Annotated in this window: 22 protein-coding genes; all 22 read right to left on the bottom strand. The window is 39.4% G+C overall.

Annotated elements, in window-relative coordinates:
- Positions 1-76 precede the first annotated feature (76 nt).
- The 22 genes from fabZ to glyA all read right to left on the bottom strand — a co-directional run bounded on the left by fabZ (position 77) and on the right by glyA (position 19,713).
- On the bottom strand, positions 77-514 hold the full coding sequence (gene fabZ, locus MHB58_RS03130; RefSeq protein ID WP_008404426.1) for a 3-hydroxyacyl-ACP dehydratase FabZ: 438 nt from the start codon (positions 512-514) through the stop codon (positions 77-79).
- A gap of 200 nt (positions 515-714) precedes the next feature.
- A complete protein-coding gene (locus MHB58_RS03125; RefSeq protein WP_014824724.1) occupies positions 715-1,005 on the bottom strand; it encodes a DNA-directed RNA polymerase subunit beta in 291 nt (96 codons plus the stop codon).
- Between the two features lie 29 nt (positions 1,006-1,034).
- A complete protein-coding gene (locus tag MHB58_RS03120) occupies positions 1,035-1,874 on the bottom strand; it encodes a flagellar hook-basal body protein (RefSeq protein ID WP_014824725.1) in 840 nt (279 codons plus the stop codon).
- Positions 1,875-2,030: 156 nt separating this feature from the next.
- The gene (locus MHB58_RS03115; protein WP_008404431.1) at positions 2,031-2,873 is read right to left on the bottom strand and encodes a flagellar hook-basal body protein; all 843 of its coding nucleotides are present in this window, start codon (positions 2,871-2,873) and stop codon (positions 2,031-2,033) included.
- A 54-nt stretch (positions 2,874-2,927) separates the two neighbouring features.
- On the bottom strand, positions 2,928-3,932 hold the full coding sequence (locus tag MHB58_RS03110) for a rod shape-determining protein (protein ID WP_340734641.1): 1,005 nt from the start codon (positions 3,930-3,932) through the stop codon (positions 2,928-2,930).
- 191 nt (positions 3,933-4,123) lie between these two features.
- Positions 4,124-4,390, bottom strand: a complete 267-nt coding sequence (locus MHB58_RS03105; RefSeq protein WP_008404436.1) for a sporulation transcriptional regulator SpoIIID — start codon at positions 4,388-4,390, stop codon at positions 4,124-4,126.
- A 159-nt stretch (positions 4,391-4,549) separates the two neighbouring features.
- Positions 4,550-5,203: a M23 family metallopeptidase gene (locus MHB58_RS03100; RefSeq protein ID WP_340734640.1), complete on the bottom strand. Its 654-nt coding sequence runs from the start codon at positions 5,201-5,203 to the stop codon at positions 4,550-4,552.
- Positions 5,204-5,252: 49 nt separating this feature from the next.
- Positions 5,253-6,155: a stage II sporulation protein D gene (gene spoIID, locus MHB58_RS03095; RefSeq protein ID WP_340734639.1), complete on the bottom strand. Its 903-nt coding sequence runs from the start codon at positions 6,153-6,155 to the stop codon at positions 5,253-5,255.
- A gap of 495 nt (positions 6,156-6,650) precedes the next feature.
- Positions 6,651-7,952 (bottom strand): UDP-N-acetylglucosamine 1-carboxyvinyltransferase, encoded by a 1,302-nt coding sequence (gene murA / locus MHB58_RS03090; protein ID WP_014824728.1) that lies wholly within the window; start codon positions 7,950-7,952, stop codon positions 6,651-6,653.
- A gap of 369 nt (positions 7,953-8,321) precedes the next feature.
- A complete protein-coding gene (locus tag MHB58_RS03085; protein ID WP_008404444.1) occupies positions 8,322-8,564 on the bottom strand; it encodes a DUF1146 family protein in 243 nt (80 codons plus the stop codon).
- A 121-nt stretch (positions 8,565-8,685) separates the two neighbouring features.
- Positions 8,686-9,093, bottom strand: coding sequence for a F0F1 ATP synthase subunit epsilon (locus MHB58_RS03080; protein ID WP_008404445.1), 408 nt, complete (start codon positions 9,091-9,093; stop codon positions 8,686-8,688).
- Positions 9,094-9,116: 23 nt separating this feature from the next.
- Positions 9,117-10,532, bottom strand: coding sequence for a F0F1 ATP synthase subunit beta (gene atpD / locus MHB58_RS03075; protein WP_008404446.1), 1,416 nt, complete (start codon positions 10,530-10,532; stop codon positions 9,117-9,119).
- Positions 10,533-10,581: 49 nt separating this feature from the next.
- Positions 10,582-11,439, bottom strand: coding sequence for an ATP synthase F1 subunit gamma (gene atpG / locus MHB58_RS03070; protein ID WP_008404447.1), 858 nt, complete (start codon positions 11,437-11,439; stop codon positions 10,582-10,584).
- Positions 11,440-11,538: 99 nt separating this feature from the next.
- Positions 11,539-13,047, bottom strand: a complete 1,509-nt coding sequence (atpA, locus tag MHB58_RS03065; RefSeq protein WP_008404448.1) for a F0F1 ATP synthase subunit alpha — start codon at positions 13,045-13,047, stop codon at positions 11,539-11,541.
- Positions 13,048-13,076: 29 nt separating this feature from the next.
- Complete coding sequence (locus MHB58_RS03060; protein ID WP_008404449.1) at positions 13,077-13,613, bottom strand: F0F1 ATP synthase subunit delta; 537 nt, start codon at positions 13,611-13,613, stop codon at positions 13,077-13,079.
- Positions 13,610-14,131, bottom strand: a complete 522-nt coding sequence (gene atpF, locus MHB58_RS03055) for a F0F1 ATP synthase subunit B (RefSeq protein ID WP_008404450.1) — start codon at positions 14,129-14,131, stop codon at positions 13,610-13,612. The genes MHB58_RS03060 and atpF overlap by 4 nt, the downstream gene beginning before the upstream one ends.
- 169 nt (positions 14,132-14,300) lie before the next feature.
- Positions 14,301-14,525: a F0F1 ATP synthase subunit C gene (atpE, locus tag MHB58_RS03050; RefSeq protein WP_008404451.1), complete on the bottom strand. Its 225-nt coding sequence runs from the start codon at positions 14,523-14,525 to the stop codon at positions 14,301-14,303.
- Positions 14,526-14,602: 77 nt separating this feature from the next.
- Positions 14,603-15,328 carry a F0F1 ATP synthase subunit A gene (gene atpB, locus MHB58_RS03045; protein ID WP_008404452.1) on the bottom strand — a complete coding sequence of 242 codons (726 nt, stop codon included), beginning with the start codon at positions 15,326-15,328 and terminating at the stop codon, positions 14,603-14,605.
- A gap of 30 nt (positions 15,329-15,358) precedes the next feature.
- Positions 15,359-15,730, bottom strand: coding sequence for an ATP synthase subunit I (locus MHB58_RS03040; RefSeq protein WP_339263748.1), 372 nt, complete (start codon positions 15,728-15,730; stop codon positions 15,359-15,361).
- Positions 15,731-16,343: 613 nt separating this feature from the next.
- On the bottom strand, positions 16,344-17,504 hold the full coding sequence (gene wecB, locus MHB58_RS03035; protein WP_340734638.1) for a non-hydrolyzing UDP-N-acetylglucosamine 2-epimerase: 1,161 nt from the start codon (positions 17,502-17,504) through the stop codon (positions 16,344-16,346).
- A gap of 110 nt (positions 17,505-17,614) precedes the next feature.
- Positions 17,615-18,244 carry a uracil phosphoribosyltransferase gene (upp, locus tag MHB58_RS03030; protein WP_008404456.1) on the bottom strand — a complete coding sequence of 210 codons (630 nt, stop codon included), beginning with the start codon at positions 18,242-18,244 and terminating at the stop codon, positions 17,615-17,617.
- 224 nt (positions 18,245-18,468) lie between these two features.
- On the bottom strand, positions 18,469-19,713 hold the full coding sequence (gene glyA, locus MHB58_RS03025; protein WP_340734637.1) for a serine hydroxymethyltransferase: 1,245 nt from the start codon (positions 19,711-19,713) through the stop codon (positions 18,469-18,471).
- Positions 19,714-19,737: the final 24 nt, after the last annotated feature.

The raw sequence follows: 19,737 nt of genomic DNA, 5'->3' as shown, positions 1-19,737 counted from the left end.
GACTTTTGCTTAAAGAAGTTAAAGATTCCTTCAACCTTTATATTTTATAATCTTTGAGTTCCAATTGCAAATCGCCTTATTTTGGCTGTTCAGGCCCAATTGCAAATAAAATCTCGCACTCACAAACTAGTTCGCCATCTACTGTCGCAGTAGCACGGCCTTTCCCCATTTGTCCGCGCAATTTCAAAAATTCCACTTCAAGTTTCAGCTGATCGCCCGGTACGACTTGACGCTTGAAACGGCAATTATCAATCCCTGTCAAAAATACAAGACGTCCTTTATATTCAGGTGCGTTTAGTAATGCCACACCACCCACTTGCGCAAGTGCCTCGACAATTAGGACACCTGGCATTACTGGATAGCCAGGAAAATGTCCATTAAAAAATTCTTCGTTAATTGATACATTTTTCAATCCAAGTGCGCGCTTTCCTTCTTCGATTTCAAGAATGCGATCAACTAATAAAAATGGATAGCGATGTGGTAATATATTTTGAATTTGCTCTGCGTTTAACATGAAAAAAATCCCCCTTGTTTCCTCTATAATATTATGTAGATAATCGTTTATTTTTATGTATGTTCTGGTAAAGCAATGCAAATATTGGAGAAAGAGGCTGGAATTTCAGCCGGCTTTTTGCTCCAATTCAACAAAAAAGTAAATTTTTTGCTTCTTCGCTGTAAAGGGACTGTTCGGAAATGGCTTTCCCGACAATCCCCCTACTCTTTCCCATTTATAATATCGAGGAGATGCTGCCATGTTTCCCATTTTAAAATATCGGATGCTGCGCCGTCCCCTATACCGCTGTAGCCAACAACCAGTCCTACAATTACGGCTACTAAAAATAATAAAATTACGATTATAATACGTAGCCAGATCGGAATCAGTCGAAGCCGAACCTTACCAACAGGTTGATCCGTTGGTGGCTCCGAAACGTTCTTTATACGACGTCTCGGCTTTTTGGGTGTAGGCTCTTTTTGCTCTCCCTGTCTATCTAACTCATTCGTCATAAAACTTCTCCCTTAACAATGTCGCACGTCTAGCGAATACCGTTAATTAACCCAAGCATTTGGTCTGCAATTGTAATCGCACGTGTATTAAATTGATATGAACGCTGTGCTTGAATTAAATTTGTCATCTCTTTTGATACGTCTACATTCGACATTTCAAGTGCACCTTTTTGAACGCCCACTTGACGATTGGCACCTTGCAGATCTGTCAGTACTTGCGCTTGCGTGAAGCCAAGTGCATCTAGATTTTCCGGTAACCCAATATATGTCCCGCCCTGCAGTTTTTCCATTACATTTGGTTTTTGCAGTTCAGAAATTCCAAGCTGGAACTTTAGCGGGGTGCCATTTTCATAGCTTGCCACTAACGAACCGTCTGAATCCATCGTAAAGCCTGTCACATTATCCGGGAATGTAATTGGCTGTCCATTTGCATCTGCTACTTGGTATCCATCACTATTTACAAGAGAAAGAATGCCAGGTTCATTCTGTGTTACATAAAAGCTACCGTTACGAGTGTATGCAGTTCGCACATCGCCTTCAGGATTTTGCATTAACACATTAAAATATTGATTCTCTGTTGTTAACGCAAAGTCTAAATCGCGGTTTGTTACTTGCAGTGAGCCCTGTGACTGATTTGATTGGATTAATCCGATCTGTGCACCGACACCATAACGAATGCCAACAGGTGTATCACGGACAGTGCGGTCTAATTCATCATTATTAAATTGCTGATACAGCATTTCCGTAAAATTTGCCTGCTGTGCTTTAAAGCCTGTTGTATTACTGTTTGCGATATTTGTACTAATTGTGTCTAACTGATGCTGTAGCTGAGATAATGTATTTGTCGCACTCACCATTGTACGTAACATTTCCCGCACCTCCTTAATTATACGAAAATTCGACAGCTAATGAAAATAATTGCTATATGAATGAGTTGATTTCCATTCCGATCTGGGCGCTCTCCACGGTGGAGACGCCTCCTCATCATTTCAATCAACTCGCTATAATCATTCAAATGCAATTATTTAATTAACTCGTCCAATTTCATTAACCGCTTTTTCCATACTCTTGTCGTATGCCTGCAGCACTTTTTGGTTTGCTTCAAATGCTCGGTATGCAGTTAATAGATCTGTCATTGCTTTAGAGGCATCAACATTAGATCCTTCTAAATATTGCTGCTGCATCGAAAATTGTACATTAGCCTGTCCATAGGCAGATGGTAGATCGACGCCATCCAATGTATTGAACAACCCATTATCACGCTTCACAAGTACATCCGGATTTTCTGAAAATGCGACACCTAATGTGCCAACCTGTACATCATTTTCGTCAAAAATCGCCCCATCCGAACTGATGCGAATATTGTCGTTATCAAACTGCATACGTTCTCCATTTGCATCCAATACGAATAGTCCTTGAGGGTTTACTAGATTGCCCTGCCCGTCCAGCGTAAAATTTCCGTTACGTGTATAGCTCTCGGTTCCGGATTCATTTTCCAAACGGAAGAAAATTTGTCCCGAATTCCCTGAAGCTTCGTCAGTAGGCATGGAGCTATTGATCAGAGCGATATCTGTATTTAAACCAGTTGAATAAATCTGCCCTTGCGCTTGGTTTGGCATTGTTTCCTGTAAATAAACACCCGCATTTACCGCGCCAACCGGATTAAGATTTTTTATTGCAAACCCGTTCTCCGTTGGAATGTTTGTCGAATTCACTGCCGACATCAACATATCCGGAAAAGAACGAATGGTCGTTTGATCTGATTTAAAGCCAGGTGTATTGGCATTGGCCATATTATTCGTTAAAATTTCAGTTTTACGTTGTTGTGCAACCATTCCTGTAGCTACTGTATAAAAACCTTTAAACACTCAATTCACCTCTAATTATGCCGTATTTATCATTTATCGGCAAAAAAATGATAATTATAAGTAATATAATTTATTTACCGCGCGATCAATATTATCCAGCATAATTCCAGTTCCAACTGCTACACAGTCCATTGGGTTTTCCGCCACAAAAACAGGTACTTTCAACTCTTCGATTAACAGCTGATCAATGCCATGTAGTAACGCACCCCCACCTGTTAAAATAACGCCTCGATCAATGATGTCGGCTGATAATTCAGGTGGTGTTTTTTCCAGTACGTCTTTTGCTGCCTGTACAATCATGCTAACTGATTCACGCAATGCGTGCTCAATCTCTTCTGAATTGATTTCGATTGTTCTTGGTAAGCCCGTTACCATATCACGACCGCGGATATCCATAATATCATCGCGTCCGCCAGGGAATACTGTACCAATTGTTGTTTTAATATTTTCTGCTGTACGTTCACCGATCAACAGCTTGTATTCTTTCTTTATGTATTGCAATATGTCATTATCGAATACATCCCCGGCAACTTTAATCGATTCGCTCGTTACGATATCGCCCATTGATAATACTGCTACATCCGTTGTACCTCCACCGATATCAACGACCATATTACCGCTTGGCTGGAAAATATCCATACCTGCGCCGATTGCTGCCACTTTAGGCTCTTCTTCCAAATAAACTTTTTTGCCGCCCGATTTTTCAGCTGCTTCACGAATAGCTTTTTGTTCTACCGATGTAATATTTGTCGGACAGCAAATTAAAATGCGGGGCTTCGATAAGAAACCTTTAACGTCCAATTTATTGATAAAATGTTTTAACATCGCTTCTGTTACATCAAAATCAGCAATTACGCCATCCTTTAATGGACGAATTGCAATAATATTTCCCGGTGTACGTCCCACCATTTGACGTGCCTCTTCACCGACTGCCAATACTTTATTTGTCTTTTTATCTATTGCTACTACAGATGGTTCATTCAAAACTATCCCTTTGCCTTTTAAATGAATCAGCACGTTAGCAGTACCTAAATCAATCCCAATATCTTTAGAAAACATGTTTCATTATTCTCCTTCCGCCCATTTGAACATGTATACGATTCTATATATGTCTATCTTAGTTATTTTATCATATACACTGTTGAATTACATCAATATTGTGGGAAGGATTTTCCTTTATAATGGTTTAAAATGGTAAAAATATAAAGTGATAATCACGAAAAAAAGCATTTAGTTGTTATAATAACAGACTAAATGCTTTTTTCTTGTTGCTTTGTAATCCACTTTTTACGTGTTGCTTCACCACCGCGTAAATGGCGAATCGATTTGTTATAGGTTAAAACTTGTTGTACTTGTAGCGCAAGTGGTTCATTCACTTGTTTTAGCCGCTCTGTCAAATCTTTGTGTACAGTACTTTTAGAGAATCCCGTCATTTTCGCGAGTGCACGCACGGTTTCACCTGTCTCTACCAACAGTTCACCCAAACGAACGCAGCGTTGCCGAATATGTTCGTGCACGTCCTCTCCCTCTCTACTTCTAATATAAAGAGCCTTGCATTGCCTTGCTTCTTAATATTTCACCTTATGTGAGCAGGCTCTTAATTATTCGGAGTAGATTGCAGGATTCGTCGTTAACTTACTAAAAATGTATCCGAATTCATCCATTTTCCTAAATAATCAAAAGGATAAATATTTGTTCGGATCCACCAGTACACCATCTTCCATTACTTCAAAGTGTAAATGAACGCCAATGTTTGGATTCCATTCATTTTCTTGTGAAGTAGCAAGCTGATCGCCTTGTGAAACTTGATCGCCTTGTTTAACAAGGATATCTGCCACGGAGTTATAGCGTGTTTGCATACCATTTGGATGTGTAACTGTAATGCTGTTGCCTGTAAATGCATCCATTTTCACTTCAGTCACTTCACCGCTCATTGCAGCAACAACTTCAAAAGGCTCGCTGTTAATTGCGATAGAGACCCCTGTAGATGTTGTGAATACTTGATTAAATACAAGCAATGAGTTTTCGCGTGTTGCTTCATCTTTGGATACGTCATAAAAGTCCTGCAAAATTGTTACTTCATTTAAGTATTCTTCTTTGAATGGATACTTCAAAGTTTCCGAAACAGTCGCTGTTGTTGGAACGATCGACTGGTCGGCTGGTGCAGAAACTTCTTCCATCATTTCCTGCTCATTCTGACTTTCATACAATGCATTAAAACTAAAAATAACGGCCACAATCATTACTGCCATACCACCGTATACAGCCGGCCAAAACCACCGTCTTTGCATAACTGGTTTCTGAGAAGGCTTTTGTTTAACTTCTCTCATATTCATCACCTCAAATGGAAGTGTGTACAAGAAATTGGAAAGTTAAACATTATTTTTTACAATAATTTATCGATTTTAAAGTTGTCGATGGATAGTAATGAGAAAGGATATCTTCCGCCGTTAAACCGCCCTGTGCCATCGCGTCTGCCCCATACTGACTCATCCCTACCCCATGCCCGTATCCATACGTTTTAATCGTTATACCGGTCGCTGTCGGTTCCCATGTAAAATTCGTGGAGCGTAAGTTTAAAAGTGTGCGCAGTTCTCTGCCCGTCCATGTTTTTTTATGGATGGTAATTTGCTCAATGCGGTTCGTGTTGTTTCGCTTCAGTTTTGTGTTTTGAAGCTGAGCTCTCGAAAAGTTCTGTTTAAGTTTTTTATTTAACTCTTCAAATGTATACGTTGTCTGTTCCTGATTTAACTGTTCCGGCGAAGTGGTTGCTGTTAAGTAGGGAATGGGATTTCCGCTATAGTTTTCTGCGGATTCGGTATATTGAAAGGATGATGCATGAAACATGGCTGTAATCAATTCATCATTATAGGTAAGAATTTGGTTGGCGGTTTGATTGACGGCTTCTGTAATTTTTTCTTCATTTTCCGCAAAAGTGGTTTTCCATTTTTCTTCTCGCAATTCCTGATCGTTGTAAACTTGATGTGCTGTCGTTGTGAGAATCGGCTTTTTTCCATAATTGGTCTGCTTCAATACATAGGTGCGGGAGGCAATCGCCTGGGCTTTTAATGCTTCCATATGAAAACTTGCCGGCATTTCCCCTGCAATTACACCAATTAAGTAGTCTTCAATTGGAACTGTAGTATTATTTACTTTAATAAATAAAGGACAAGAAGTAGATTCCGCTTGTTCAGGAATGGAGGTTTGTTTCTTAGACTTTAAAGTGAACGGGACTAAAAACAATAGGACACCAATGATAAAATAAATGATAATTTTTTTCATGAGACAGTATATGAGCTTGCAAGAAGAATATGAGTTCATTTTGGATAGAGAATTTCTAGTTTTTGTAGAATGGGATTTATGAAGGGATTTTAGGGTGAGAGAGATGCATTGGTTCTACTTTAATAGCGGCGGGGTTTACATTTGAGCAGAGTTGTTCTACTTTTGCCTGTAATTGTTCTACTTTAATATCGACAGGTTCTACTTTTGAGCCGAGTTATTCTACTTTCCGCATGAAATGTTCTACTTTCTCATCAAAAATTTCTAATACCCTGCATGCTTTCTATATTTAACCGGCTTCATTCTACTTTTCCCTGTAATCATTCTACATTCAAAGCGATCTGTTCTACTTCCCCCGCAATCCATTCTACTTTCTCACAAAAACTTTCTAATTTCCAAACTCTCCAACCCCATACTTCCTTTACAAAACCAAAAAAGCATCCCGAAAGCCCACATCTCGCTTCCTGAATGCTTTATATGTTTATATGAATCTAGCTATTAAACTGTTACAACGATTTCTTGTAACACTTCTTCTTCTGAATCGATGCGCTCGATCATTGCACCTAGAGAAGCTAGTTTTTTGTGGAAATCCACATAGCCGCGATCTAAATGGTGTAACTTAGTAACACGTGTTACGCCTTCTGATACGAGGCCGGTTAAAATTAGTGCTGCTGCTGCACGTAAATCTGTTGCTGACACTTCCGCACCTTGAAGTTTTTTGCCACCTTCGATAAATACAGAACGCCCTTCGATCTTTGCGTCTGCATTCATGCGACGGAATTCTTCAACATGCATAAAACGATTTTCGAAAACTGTTTCTGTAATGATACTCGTTCCGTTTGCCGTTAACATTAATGCCATCATTTGTGATTGCATATCTGTAGGGAAACCTGGGTGTGGCATCGTTTTAATATCAACCGCTTTTAATGGGTCATTTGCGCGCACACGGATGCCTTCATCTTCTTCGATAACTTCTACGCCCATTTCACGCATTTTTGCAGTTAGTGCTGTCATATGCTCTGGTACAGCGTTTTCAATCAATACATCTCCGCGAGTAATTGCCGCCGCTACCATAAATGTGCCTGCTTCAATGCGGTCTGGAATAATATAATGTTCGCAACCTTTTAATTCTTTAACGCCTTCGATACGAATTGTATCAGTACCGGCACCAATGACACGGCCACCCATTGCGTTAATAAAGTTTGCCAAATCTACTATTTCAGGCTCTTTTGCTGCATTTTCAATAATTGTCGTCCCTTTTGCAAGAGATGCTGCTGTCATGATATTTTCAGTAGCCCCAACACTCGGGAAGTCTAAATAGATTTCTGCGCCTTTTAGTTCACCTTTTACTTTTGCTTCTACATAACCATGTCCAAAGGAAATCTCTGCACCCATAGCTTCGAAGCCTTTTAAATGAAGTTCGATTGGACGAGATCCAATTGCACAGCCGCCTGGTAATGCTACACGTGCATAGCCATTACGTGCCAATAGTGAACCCATTACTAAAATGGATGCACGCATTTTACTTACAAATTCAAATTGCGCTTCACTTGATAGCTTCATAGAGGCATCAATCTTCATTTCATTTTTCTCGACATCATATTCGACAATCGCATTTAAACTTTTTAACACTTCACCAATCGTACCGACATCTGCTAAGTTTGGTACATCTTTAATCATATTTTTATCTTTAGAAGCTAATAGAGAAGCAGCTAAAATCGGTAATACAGCATTTTTTGCGCCTTCAACGCGTACTGTGCCTTTTAGCGTCTGACCCCCAGTAACAATAATTCTCTCCACAATTCGTCCCTCCGAATTCAATTCTCATATAATAAAGGAATAAGTTCAATTAAACTTAAATTATTTTAAACTTCATTTGACTCAATTTACACACAAAAATATACTACATTTATTGGGGCTGTAATTCAAGCACCCAAATTACTATTTTAATCTAATTTGTTTGAAAAGGCTATTAAATTATAATACGCAGCGCAACTATTTAGTGTGAATAGACAAATTTTCACATTAAAGTATCTTCCTTAAAAATAACTACCCAAATCATGTAACCTTACAAACCTCAAATATTTCCTAGGAAATTTTTATTTCTTGTAGTGGAAAACAAACGTTTATTCCCCTTTACAAGAAATAAAACTGCAGCTATTTCCTGTTTCAACTAAAAATATAGGGAATCGTTTGCGACCAGCTTAAAAAGTTTAAAAAGAAATCCGCTACAACTGAACCGATTACAATACTCGTCAAAATATAAAAGAGCTGAATTTGAAAAGTTTTTCCTTTTTTAAATAATTGTTCGATTCTTAGTCCTTGTAATGTATAAAGAGCAATTCCTATAAATATAATATATGCTAACACATTAACGATTGCTTGTTGGCCAGCCTCGACATATAAATCCATTTTCCTCACTCCTTTAAACACCTTATCCAAGATGATGGCGAAACTTGTTACAGACTGTTTATACCCTTATTGTCCGTCTATAAAAAAAGCAGGCAGAAAGAATCTGCCCGCTTGTAAACCATTAGATATTACCCTCATGAACATTGATACGATTCATTGCACGTTTTAAAGATAATTCCGCGCGTGTGAAATCGATGTCATCTTGTTTCTTTTGAAGGCGACCTTCAGCACGGGCTAAAGCTTCTTTAGCACGGGCAATATCGATTGAAGAAGCAACTTCTGCAGAAGGAGCTAAAATCGAGATTTTTTCAGGGCGAACTTCAATGAAACCACCGCTAACCGCTGCGACATCTGTAGTGCCGTCTGCTTTTTTAAGCTTCACAGAACCAATTGTTAGTGGAGCAACCATAGGAATATGGCCAGCTAAGACACCAATTTCACCTGAAGTCGTTTTAGCGATTACCATCGTTACTTCTGAATCGTATACTGAGCCGTCGGGAGTGACAATATTGACTGTAACTGTCTTCATATTTTTTCCTCCTCGTCAGCTAATTAGACTTGTACGCCCATTTCTTTAGCTTTCGCTACTACTTCATCAATAGAACCAACTAGACGGAAAGCATCTTCTGGTAAGTGATCCCATTTGCCATCAAGGATTTCCTTGAATGAACGAACAGTTTCTTTAACAGGTACATAAGAACCTTTTTGACCAGTGAATTGCTCTGCTACGTGGAAGTTTTGAGATAAGAAGAACTGGATACGACGAGCACGTTCAACTGTTTTCTTATCTTCGTCACCTAGCTCATCCATACCTAAGATAGCAATGATATCTTGCAGTTCACGGTAACGTTGGATTGTACGTTGAACACCAGTAGCTATTGCGTAATGTTCTGGTCCAACGATTTCTGGTGATAATGCACGAGAAGTTGAAGCTAGTGGGTCTACCGCTGGATAGATACCCATTTCAGATAATTTACGCTCAAGGTTAGTTGTAGCATCTAAGTGGGCGAAAGTTGTAGCCGGAGCCGGGTCAGTATAGTCATCGGCTGGTACGTAAATCGCTTGGATCGAAGTTACAGAACCTTTAGTAGTAGATGTGATACGCTCTTGTAATTTACCCATTTCTGTAGCAAGTGTTGGTTGGTAACCTACCGCTGAAGGCATACGACCTAATAGGGCAGAAACCTCAGAACCTGCTTGTGTGAAACGGAAAATGTTGTCGATGAATAAAAGTACGTCTGCACCTTGCTCATCACGGAAGAACTCAGCCATTGTTAAACCAGTTAAAGCTACGCGCATACGTGCTCCTGGTGGCTCATTCATTTGACCGAATACCATCGCTGTTTGTTTGATTACGCCTGAATCTGTCATTTCGAAGAATAAGTCGTTACCCTCACGAGTACGCTCACCTACACCTGCGAATACAGAAATACCTGCGTGCTCTTGTGCGATGTTGTTGATTAATTCTTGGATTAATACTGTTTTACCTACGCCGGCACCACCGAATAGACCGATTTTACCACCTTTGATGTATGGTGCTAATAAGTCTACTACTTTGATACCTGTTTCTAGGATTTCTACAGTAGTTGATAATTCATCGAATGTTGGAGCTTCGCGGTGAATTGAATCACGACGAACTTCAGCAGGAATTTCTTCACCTAAGTCGATAACTTCACCAAGTACGTTAAATACGCGACCTAATGTAGCTTCACCAACTGGTACTGAGATTGGTGCTCCTGAGTTTGTTACTTCTGCTCCACGTTGTAAACCGTCAGTAGATGACATGGCAATCGTACGAACAGAATCGTCACCTAAGTGAAGCGCTACTTCTAATGCAAGAGTAGTTGGAGCTTCGTTAGGACGTTCAATTGTAACTGTTAATGCGTTATAAATTGCTGGTAATTGACCATTAGCAAACTTTACGTCTACTACTGGACCCATTACTTGAAGAACGTGTCCTTTGTTCATTACTTTGTACCCTCCTATCGTATTCTTATACGACATTGGTGAGCGCGCCCTATTCTAAGGCAGCAGCTCCACCAACGATTTCTGTAATTTCTTGTGTAATCGCCGCTTGACGTGCACGGTTATATTGTAGAGAAAGGTCTGCAATAAGATCGTTTGCATTGTCTGTAGCGTTTTTCATTGCTGTCATACGCGCTGAATGTTCACTCGCTTTTCCGTCTAAAATCGCGCCGTAAATTAAGCTTTCCGCATATTGTGGAAGTAATACTTCTAAAATGGCTTCGCCTGATGGCTCAAATTCATAAGAAGCATTGCTTGTTGAAGGTGCAATGTCAGTTAGAGGAAGAACTTTTTTCATAGTCACTTCGTTTTGAATTGCAGATACGAAGTGATTGTAGTACATATAAAGTTCATCATACGTACCATCAATGAACATACCAACAGCATTACGAGCGATTTCTTTAATATCAGCAAATGACGGTTGGTCTGGTAGAGCAACGACATCTGCGATAACATTGTGTCCACGCTTTACAAAGTAATCACGAACAACACGACCTACTACTAAAACTACGTACTCATCTTTAGACTTGTGACGTTTATCAATAGTGCTTTGAACTTGACGTAAGATGCTTGAGTTGTAAGCACCTGCCAGACCACGGTCAGAACCGATGACTAAGTATGCTGTTTTCTTAACAGGACGAGATGTTAACATTGGATGTCCGCTGTCTTTTGTACCTGTTGCGATTGCGCCTACTACGTCCTGGATTTTTTCCATGTATGGAACGTAAGACTTAGCGTTTTGCTCTGCACGACGTAACTTTGAAGAAGAAACCATCTGCATCGCTTTCGTAATTTGTTTCGTTGACTTTGTAGAGTTAATACGACCTTTAATTTCGCGTAAGTTTACCACTGGTATTTCACCACCTTTAGATTTTTATCAAGCTCTTATTAAAAAAGAGTTGTCCAGTTTTTCACGCTACAGTAATGTGCGTGAAAAACCGTTCAATTCTTACTCAGATTTAGCGAAAGTCTTTTTGAACGCATTGATAGCTTCAACATACTCTGCGTCTGGAGCAAGTTCTTTAGTTGTACGAACATGATCTAAAACATTTGTGTGGTTTGTATCTAACCAGCTTAAGAATTCGTTTTCGAAACGAACGATGTCTTGTACTGGAATATCATCTAAGTGACCTTTAGTTAATGCATAAAGGATCGCAACTTGTTTTTCAACTTTAAGTGGTTTGTTTAAGTCTTGTTTTAAAACTTCAACTGTACGTTTACCACGCTCTAATTTAGCAAGTGTGATTGCGTCTAAGTCAGATCCGAACTGAGCGAATGACTCTAACTCACGGAATGCTGCCAAGTCAAGACGTAATGTACCCGCTACCTTTTTCATCGCTTTGATTTGAGCAGAACCACCTACACGTGATACTGATAAACCAGCGTTGATCGCAGGACGTACACCAGAGTTGAATAAGTCAGATTGTAAGAAGATTTGACCATCTGTGATTGAGATTACGTTTGTTGGGATATATGCAGAGATATCGCCCGCTTGCGTTTCTACGAATGGAAGCGCTGTAATCGAACCGTTTTTGTATGTTTCGTTTAACTTCGCAGCACGCTCAAGTAGACGGCTGTGTAAGTAGAATACGTCACCAGGGTAAGCTTCACGACCTGGAGGACGGCGTAGAAGAAGTGAAAGTTCACGGTATGCTGATGCTTGTTTTGTTAAGTCATCATACACGATTAAAACGTGCTTACCATCTAACATGAATTCTTCTGCCATAGATACACCTGCGAAAGGAGCAAGGTATAGTAATGGTGCTGGTTGTGATGCAGAAGCTGTTACAACGATTGTGTAATCTAATGCACCGTGTTTACGGAAAGTTTCAACTACGTTACGTACAGTTGATTCTTTTTGACCAATTGCAACGTAGATACAGATCATATCTTCGCCTTGTTGGTTTAAGATTGTATCGATCGCTACAGATGTTTTACCAACTTGACGGTCACCGATGATTAACTCACGTTGACCACGACCGATTGGTACTAAAGCGTCGATCGCTTTGATACCTGTTTGTAATGGCTCATGTACTGATTTACGTGCCATTACACCGAAAGCTGGACTTTCGATTGGACGAGATTTTGTTGTGTTGATTGGACCTAATCCATCCACTGGCATACCAAGTGGGTTTACAACACGGCCAATTAGTGCTTCACCAACTGGTACTTCCATAATACGACCTGTACGACGAACCTCATCGCCTTCTTTGATGCCTAGGTAGTCTCCTAAAATTACGATACCAACGTTACCTTCTTCTAGGTTTTGTGCCATACCCATAACACCGTTTGAGAACTCTAAAAGCTCTCCAGCCATGGCGTTGTCGAGGCCATGAGCACGAGCGATACCGTCACCAACAGTGATAACTGTACCTACTTCGCTTACTTTTAATTCCGATTGATAACCTTCAATCTGCTGTTTAATCAGACTGCTGATTTCTTCAGCTTTGATGCCCATGTATGTTCACCTCTCACATTTCTTAAGATTTAGCCAACTAATGTTCGTTTTAAGTCCTCTAGCTTAGACGCTACAGTGCTGTCGAAAATATAGTTGCCGATTTGAACGCGTACGCCACCAATTAATGACGCATCGATAATGTTTGTAATGTTAAGTTGCCCTTTGCCGACTAACTTGCCGAAAGCAGCAGAAATTTCTGCACGTTCGCCATCCGTTAATTCACGCGTTGAGTAAACTTTTGCATCTGCAGTACCTTGAGCGGCAGCTGATAATGCTTGATATTGGTCTGCTACAGCAGTTAATTCGTTTAAACGTTTCTTTTCGATTAAGAATTGAACCATGTTTACAACGATTGGCTGTGCACCCGTTAGAATTTGAGCGATAAGCTCTTTCTTACGATCAGTAGAAATTTTCGGAGCAGTAAGTAATGCCATAAACTCTTCGTTCGTAGCCAATACTGTTTTGATCTCACGTAAATCTGCACCTACTTCAGCAAGAAGGTTGTTGCTTAATGCTAATTCATAAATTGCTTGAGCATAGCGATTTGCTACAGTCGATTGACTCATTTCGCTTCGCCTGCCTTCGCAATCGTTTCTTTAATTAATGCGCTATTGTCTGCTTCAGAAATTTCTTTCCCAAGAACTTTAGACGCAGCAAGTACTGATAATGAAACTACTTCTTCACGTACAGCAGCGATTGCTTTTTCTCTTTCTGCTTCGATATCACGAACAGCAGATTCTTTTAGACGGTTCGCTTCAGCGCGTGCAGTTACCACGATTTCTTCGCGAGTTGCTTCGCCTTGCTTTTTAGCGTTCTCAATGATTGATTGCGCTTCTGTGCGAGCTTCTTTAAGAAGGCTCTTTTGTTCTTCTAATAGTGCTTGTGTTTCTTTTTTAGCTTTTTCAGCTGCATCGATTCCGCTTGCAACCAGCTCTTCACGCTCGCGCATGATACCCATTAAAGGACCCCAAGCGAACTTTTTAAGAAGTGCCATTAAACCTAAGAAAATCACTAACGTCGCAATTGCATCACCTAAGTTGAGTCCAGTTGCGCCTGCACCTAGTGCAAGATAGTCTAAAAACACGATTGTTTCACTCCCTTCAAGAGCTTGAATTAAATCTATATTTTGTCATACTTTTTGTTCGTAATTAATATTAAATAAAAAAAGGTATATCTTATTTACACAAAACGAATGGCGAAGGGTTTCAAAAGAAGTCTACTTCGCCACTGGATTTTAATAATCTTAATGAAGACTATTGGTTCATTACGATGAATGCGATTACTACTGCGATGATCGGTAATGCTTCTACTAAAGCTACCCCGATGAACATTGTAGTTTGAAGTGCGCCACGTGCTTCTGGTTGACGAGCGATACCTTCTACTGTTTTTGAAACGATTAAACCGTTACCAATACCTGCACCTAGTGCTGCTAAACCGATTGCGATTGCTGCTGCTAATAAACCTACTGAACCTACCATTTGATAATATCCTCCTTGGATGTTGTAATTTTTTTTGGTTCAAATCACCGCACTACATTGAATGCGGAAACTTATAATTAATGGTCTGTACTCACTTTGTGAGCCATGTATACCATCGTTAACATTGTGAAAATGAAAGCTTGGATAAACCCGATGAAGATCGAGAATCCCATCCACGCCATCATTGGTACGATTGCACCGAAGAAACCAAACGCACTTGAAACTGCTAAACCAGTTAGTAACGTTAGTAAAATCTCGCCGGCATAAATGTTACCGTAAAGACGTAGACCTAGAGTTAGCGTATTTGCAAACTCTTCAATAACTTTTAACGGGAACATAAATGACATTGGTTGGAAGAACGTTTTAGCATAACCACCTGTACCTTGCATTTTCACACCGTAATACTGTGTTAAAACTAGAACCATCGACGCTAATGTCATTGTTACGACTGGATCGGCTGTTGGTGATTTCCACCATAAATCGCTGCCGTAAGCAATACCACCCATTGGTAAACCAAGTAAGTTGGACACTGCAATGAACATGATTAATGTAATCCCAAGAATGTGGAAACGTCCACCAGTTTTCCAGTCCATGTTGCTCTTAATAATATTTTTCACGAAATCCATAATCCATTCCATGAAGTTCTGCATACCAGTCGGTTTTAACGCAAGTGTACGTGTTGAAACAAAAGCGATAATAAATACGATGATTGCAGCTACTAAGAGAGTTAGTACTGTAGATAAGTTGAAAGTAAGCGTCATAAAGCCTAAATCCAAATGTAGCTCTGGAGCTGTATGATCCATTTTTGCATTCACCTCTCTTTCAAATGCACCTTAGTGGCTTTTTATATGATGTACTACTCTTTCTACTACTAAAAAGATGTACGGAATCATCAGCCCAATGACCGTGCTTATTAAGTGAAAATATTGTGGCAACGATATTGCGATTGCGACTGCGGCAACACCTGATCCAAAGCGAAGCGCTGTACCGATAGATGCTACTTTTGTCCCTTCACTAATGGAACGGTCAAATTTTTCCATACGTCGAAGTAAAATCCAAAAATTATACGTACCAAAGAACGCACCTAGGGTTATACCAGCAAATATAGAATCATATGGCGAAAATCCCCAGCCTAACGTACAAATAGCAAGCAAAAAAAAGAACGCTTTCTTCTGCATTGCAAAAACGTGATGCAAATTTAGCATTGGCAGTTAATCTCCTGAAACTTTTTTCGAGTAAAGAAAGTGTTCATCGACCATTAAATGAATTTAAAACGTAGTCAATGCACTACAAAATTAGAGGCCATTACAAGTAGTAAATAATTTCCACAACAGAGCAATTCTAAAGTGGGCATTCATTTCATACTTCTAATTGTCTCTTAATCTTAACGGACTTCATCCAGACGCATAGAACGTTGCAAATTGACGAGTTTCGTTTCAACTGTCAATCTAGTAGAAACTTGATATAACAAGCGTTTCAACGTCTTTTGACTAGGCGAAACTCTTATCATTCTTACCCTTTGTAAGCATACAATAGGGGGTTTTTGATGTCAATTAGTAATGGTGAAAAACTTCACATAGATACATTCCTTGTCAAATTGTTGACAAATTTGTGTATAGTTATGCATAAATATTTTTTGCATTTTTTCACTAACGCTAAAATTCGCTATTTCATGCGTTTTTTCCATCACGTTACACTTTTCATATCCAAGAAAAAATTTTTTAGCAATAATAACGAATTTAATACTTGACAACAGGAGTTAAATGCTAACTCCTGTTGTCAAGTATATTTTTAAGTCAATTTCAGTAATATTTTGGATTAACGAATTTCTACTTTTTCGGCAGTTTCATTTTCTTTTACTAACTGTTTTTGAGCAAATTGCAGTAATGCTTCCACAATACGCTCCGAAGCATATCCATCTCCATATGGATTCGATGCATGTGCCATCGCCTCATATGCTTCGTCATTTATTAACAATTCTTTTGCCATTTTGTAAATAACTTCTTCGTCTGTTCCCGCAAGCTTCAAAGTACCTGCAGCAATTCCTTCAGGACGCTCTGTGGTATCACGTAATACGAGCACCGGCTTCCCTAAAGATGGCGCTTCTTCCTGCACACCGCCAGAATCCGTTAAAATCATGTAAGAGCGGGCAGCAAAATTGTGGAAATCAAATACTTCCAACGGTTCGATTAAATGAACACGCGGGTTATCCCCTAAAATTTCATTGGCTACTTCGCGAACAGCCGGATTCATATGCACTGGATAAACAACTTGAACATCCTCATGCTCGCTCAACAGACGCATTATTGCACGGAACATATTACGCATTGGCTCACCAAGATTTTCACGACGGTGTGCTGTTAATAAAATCATGCGGTCTGTACCCATTTTTTCAATTACCGGATGCGTATAGTGTTCACTTACTGTTGTTTTTAAAGCATCAATAGCCGTGTTACCCGTTACGAAAATTGCTTCTGCCGGTTTGTTTTCCTTTAGCAGGTTTGCACGTGATTGCTCAGTTGGTGAAAAATGCAGATCTGCCATTACACCTGTTAACTGACGGTTCATCTCTTCAGGATAAGGTGAATATTTTTGTCCTGTACGAAGCCCTGCTTCAACATGGCCAATTGCAATTTGATTGTAGAAAGCAGCCAGACTTCCAACAAAAGTAGTCGCCGTGTCACCATGTACTAACACGATATCAGGCTTCGCTTCTTTCATTACACGGTCCAGTCCTAAAAGCGCATTTGTCGCTACATCCACTAATGTTTGACGGTCTTTCATAATATTTAAATCATAATCCGGTTTAATTTTAAATGTTTCCAGCACTTGGTCAAGCATTTGACGGTGCTGGGCCGTTACAGTAACAATCGATTCAATTTGCTCCGGATGCTTTTCCAGTTCCAGCACTAAAGGTGCCATTTTAATTGCTTCCGGACGTGTGCCAAAAATCGTCATAACTTTAAACTTCTTCGTCATCATTCTTCTCCTTGTCTAATCTATAATTTCAATTTATCTTAACGTGTTTAGAGTACTTGCAGCTTTAAAAGAAAACGCCCGCAACTGCTTACGGGCGCCTCGTTTATTTATTATTTTGTTCCGAATAAACGATCCCCGGCATCACCCAAGCCTGGTACGATATAGCCATGATCATTTAATTTTTCATCTAGAGATGCGATGTAAATATCTACGTCAGAGTGATTTCTTTGAATTTCTTCCACACCTTCTGGAGCTGCGATCAGACACATAAACTTAATGCTTTTAGCGCCTCGTTTTTTCAGTGAATTAATCGCTTCAACAGCTGATCCACCCGTTGCTAACATCGGGTCAACAATAATGAAGTCACGCTCTTCAACGTCTGCTGGAAGTTTTGCATAATATTCTACTGGCTTTAATGTTTCCGGATCACGGTAAAGACCAATATGCCCTACTTTTGCAGCAGGAATTAATTTTAATACGCCATCTACCATTCCGATACCTGCACGTAAAATTGGAACAATCGCCATTTTCTTCCCTGATAATACTTTTGCTTTTGCCTTCGTTACAGGTGTTTCTACTTCAATTTCTTCCAACGGTAAATCACGAGTTATTTCAAAAGCCATTAATGTTGCTACTTCATCAACTAACTCCCGAAATTCTTTTGTTCCCGTTTCTTTATCTCGAATATAAGTTAACTTATGTTGGATTAATGGGTGGTCAAATACGTATACTTTACTCACGTTGACATCTCCTAACTGTTGTTTATCTAAATTAGTATAACAGAAAATAAAGTCAACGAAAACTATGACGGTAATGTTTTAAAAATCGCCCTTTTTCTAAAATAATTAAATAACAAATGTATTCTACACTAGCATTCGCTGGTAGTTGTCTGTCTATGCGTTATTTCTTTCATTAAAAAAACCTTTCTATCTACAAATCTGTAAATAGAAAGGCATATACTCAATTATGCGTATAAAGGATATTTTGCTGTAAGAGCTTCAACACGTTTGCGTGCCTCTTCTTTTACTGCTGCATCTTCATGATTTTTAAGAACTGAAGCGATGATTTTACCAACTTCAATTACATCTTCTTCTTTGAAACCACGAGAAGTTACAGCTGCTGTACCTACACGGATACCTGATGTTACGAATGGTGATTCTGTATCAAATGGAATTGTGTTTTTATTTGTTGTAATAGCCACTTCATCCAATACATGCTCAGCTACTTTACCTGTTAACCCTAAAGATTTTACATTTAATAGAAGTAAGTGGTTATCTGTACCGCCTGATACGATTTCAACACCTTCATCCATTAAAGATTTTGCAAGTGCAGCTGCATTTGCTTTAATTTGTTTTGCGTAATCTTTAAATTCCGGTTGTAATGCTTCGCCGAAAGATACTGCTTTTGCAGCGATGACATGCATTAATGGACCGCCTTGAATACCTGGGAATACTGATTTATTTAATTCTTTTTCCCATTTTTCATCTTTCGTTAAAATCATACCGCCACGTGGACCACGTAACGTTTTATGAGTTGTTGTCGTTACGAAATCTGCATATGGTACTGGATTTTGGTGCTCGCCTGCTGCTACTAAGCCGGCAATATGTGCCATGTCAACCATGAAATATGCACCGACTTCATCCGCGATCTCACGGAACTTTTCAAAGTCAATTGCACGAGGATAAGCTGATGCACCAGCAACGATTAATTTTGGCTTTGATTCCAATGCTTTTTGGCGAACATCTTCATAATCTATTAAGTTTGTATCTTCAGTTACACCGTATTCTACGAAATTATAAAGAATGCCAGAGAAGTTTACTGGTGAACCATGTGTTAAGTGACCGCCGTGTGATAAGTTCATACCAAGTACTGTATCACCAGGTTTTAAAACTGTATGGTAAACTGCCATGTTCGCTTGTGCACCTGAGTGTGGCTGAACGTTAACATATGCTGCACCGAATAATTCTTTTGCACGGTCACGCGCAATGTTTTCAACTACGTCTACATGTTCACAACCGCCATAATAGCGTTTGCCAGGATAACCTTCCGCATATTTATTTGTTAAATATGAACCTTGTGCTTCCATTACAGCTTCCGATACGAAGTTTTCTGATGCGATTAGTTCGATGTTTGTGTTTTGACGTTTTTTCTCTAATAAAATTGCGTCTAAAATTGCCTTGTCTTGTCCTGCTAATTTTTCAAATGCCATTTTCAAATCCCCCTAAATGTACTT

The organism is Solibacillus sp. FSL K6-1554, assembly GCF_038005185.1.
In the GTDB taxonomy this organism is placed as follows: domain Bacteria; phylum Bacillota; class Bacilli; order Bacillales_A; family Planococcaceae; genus Solibacillus; species Solibacillus silvestris.
Note: the sequence above shows the minus strand (reverse complement) of the source record. Positions and strands in the feature narration are given on the sequence as shown.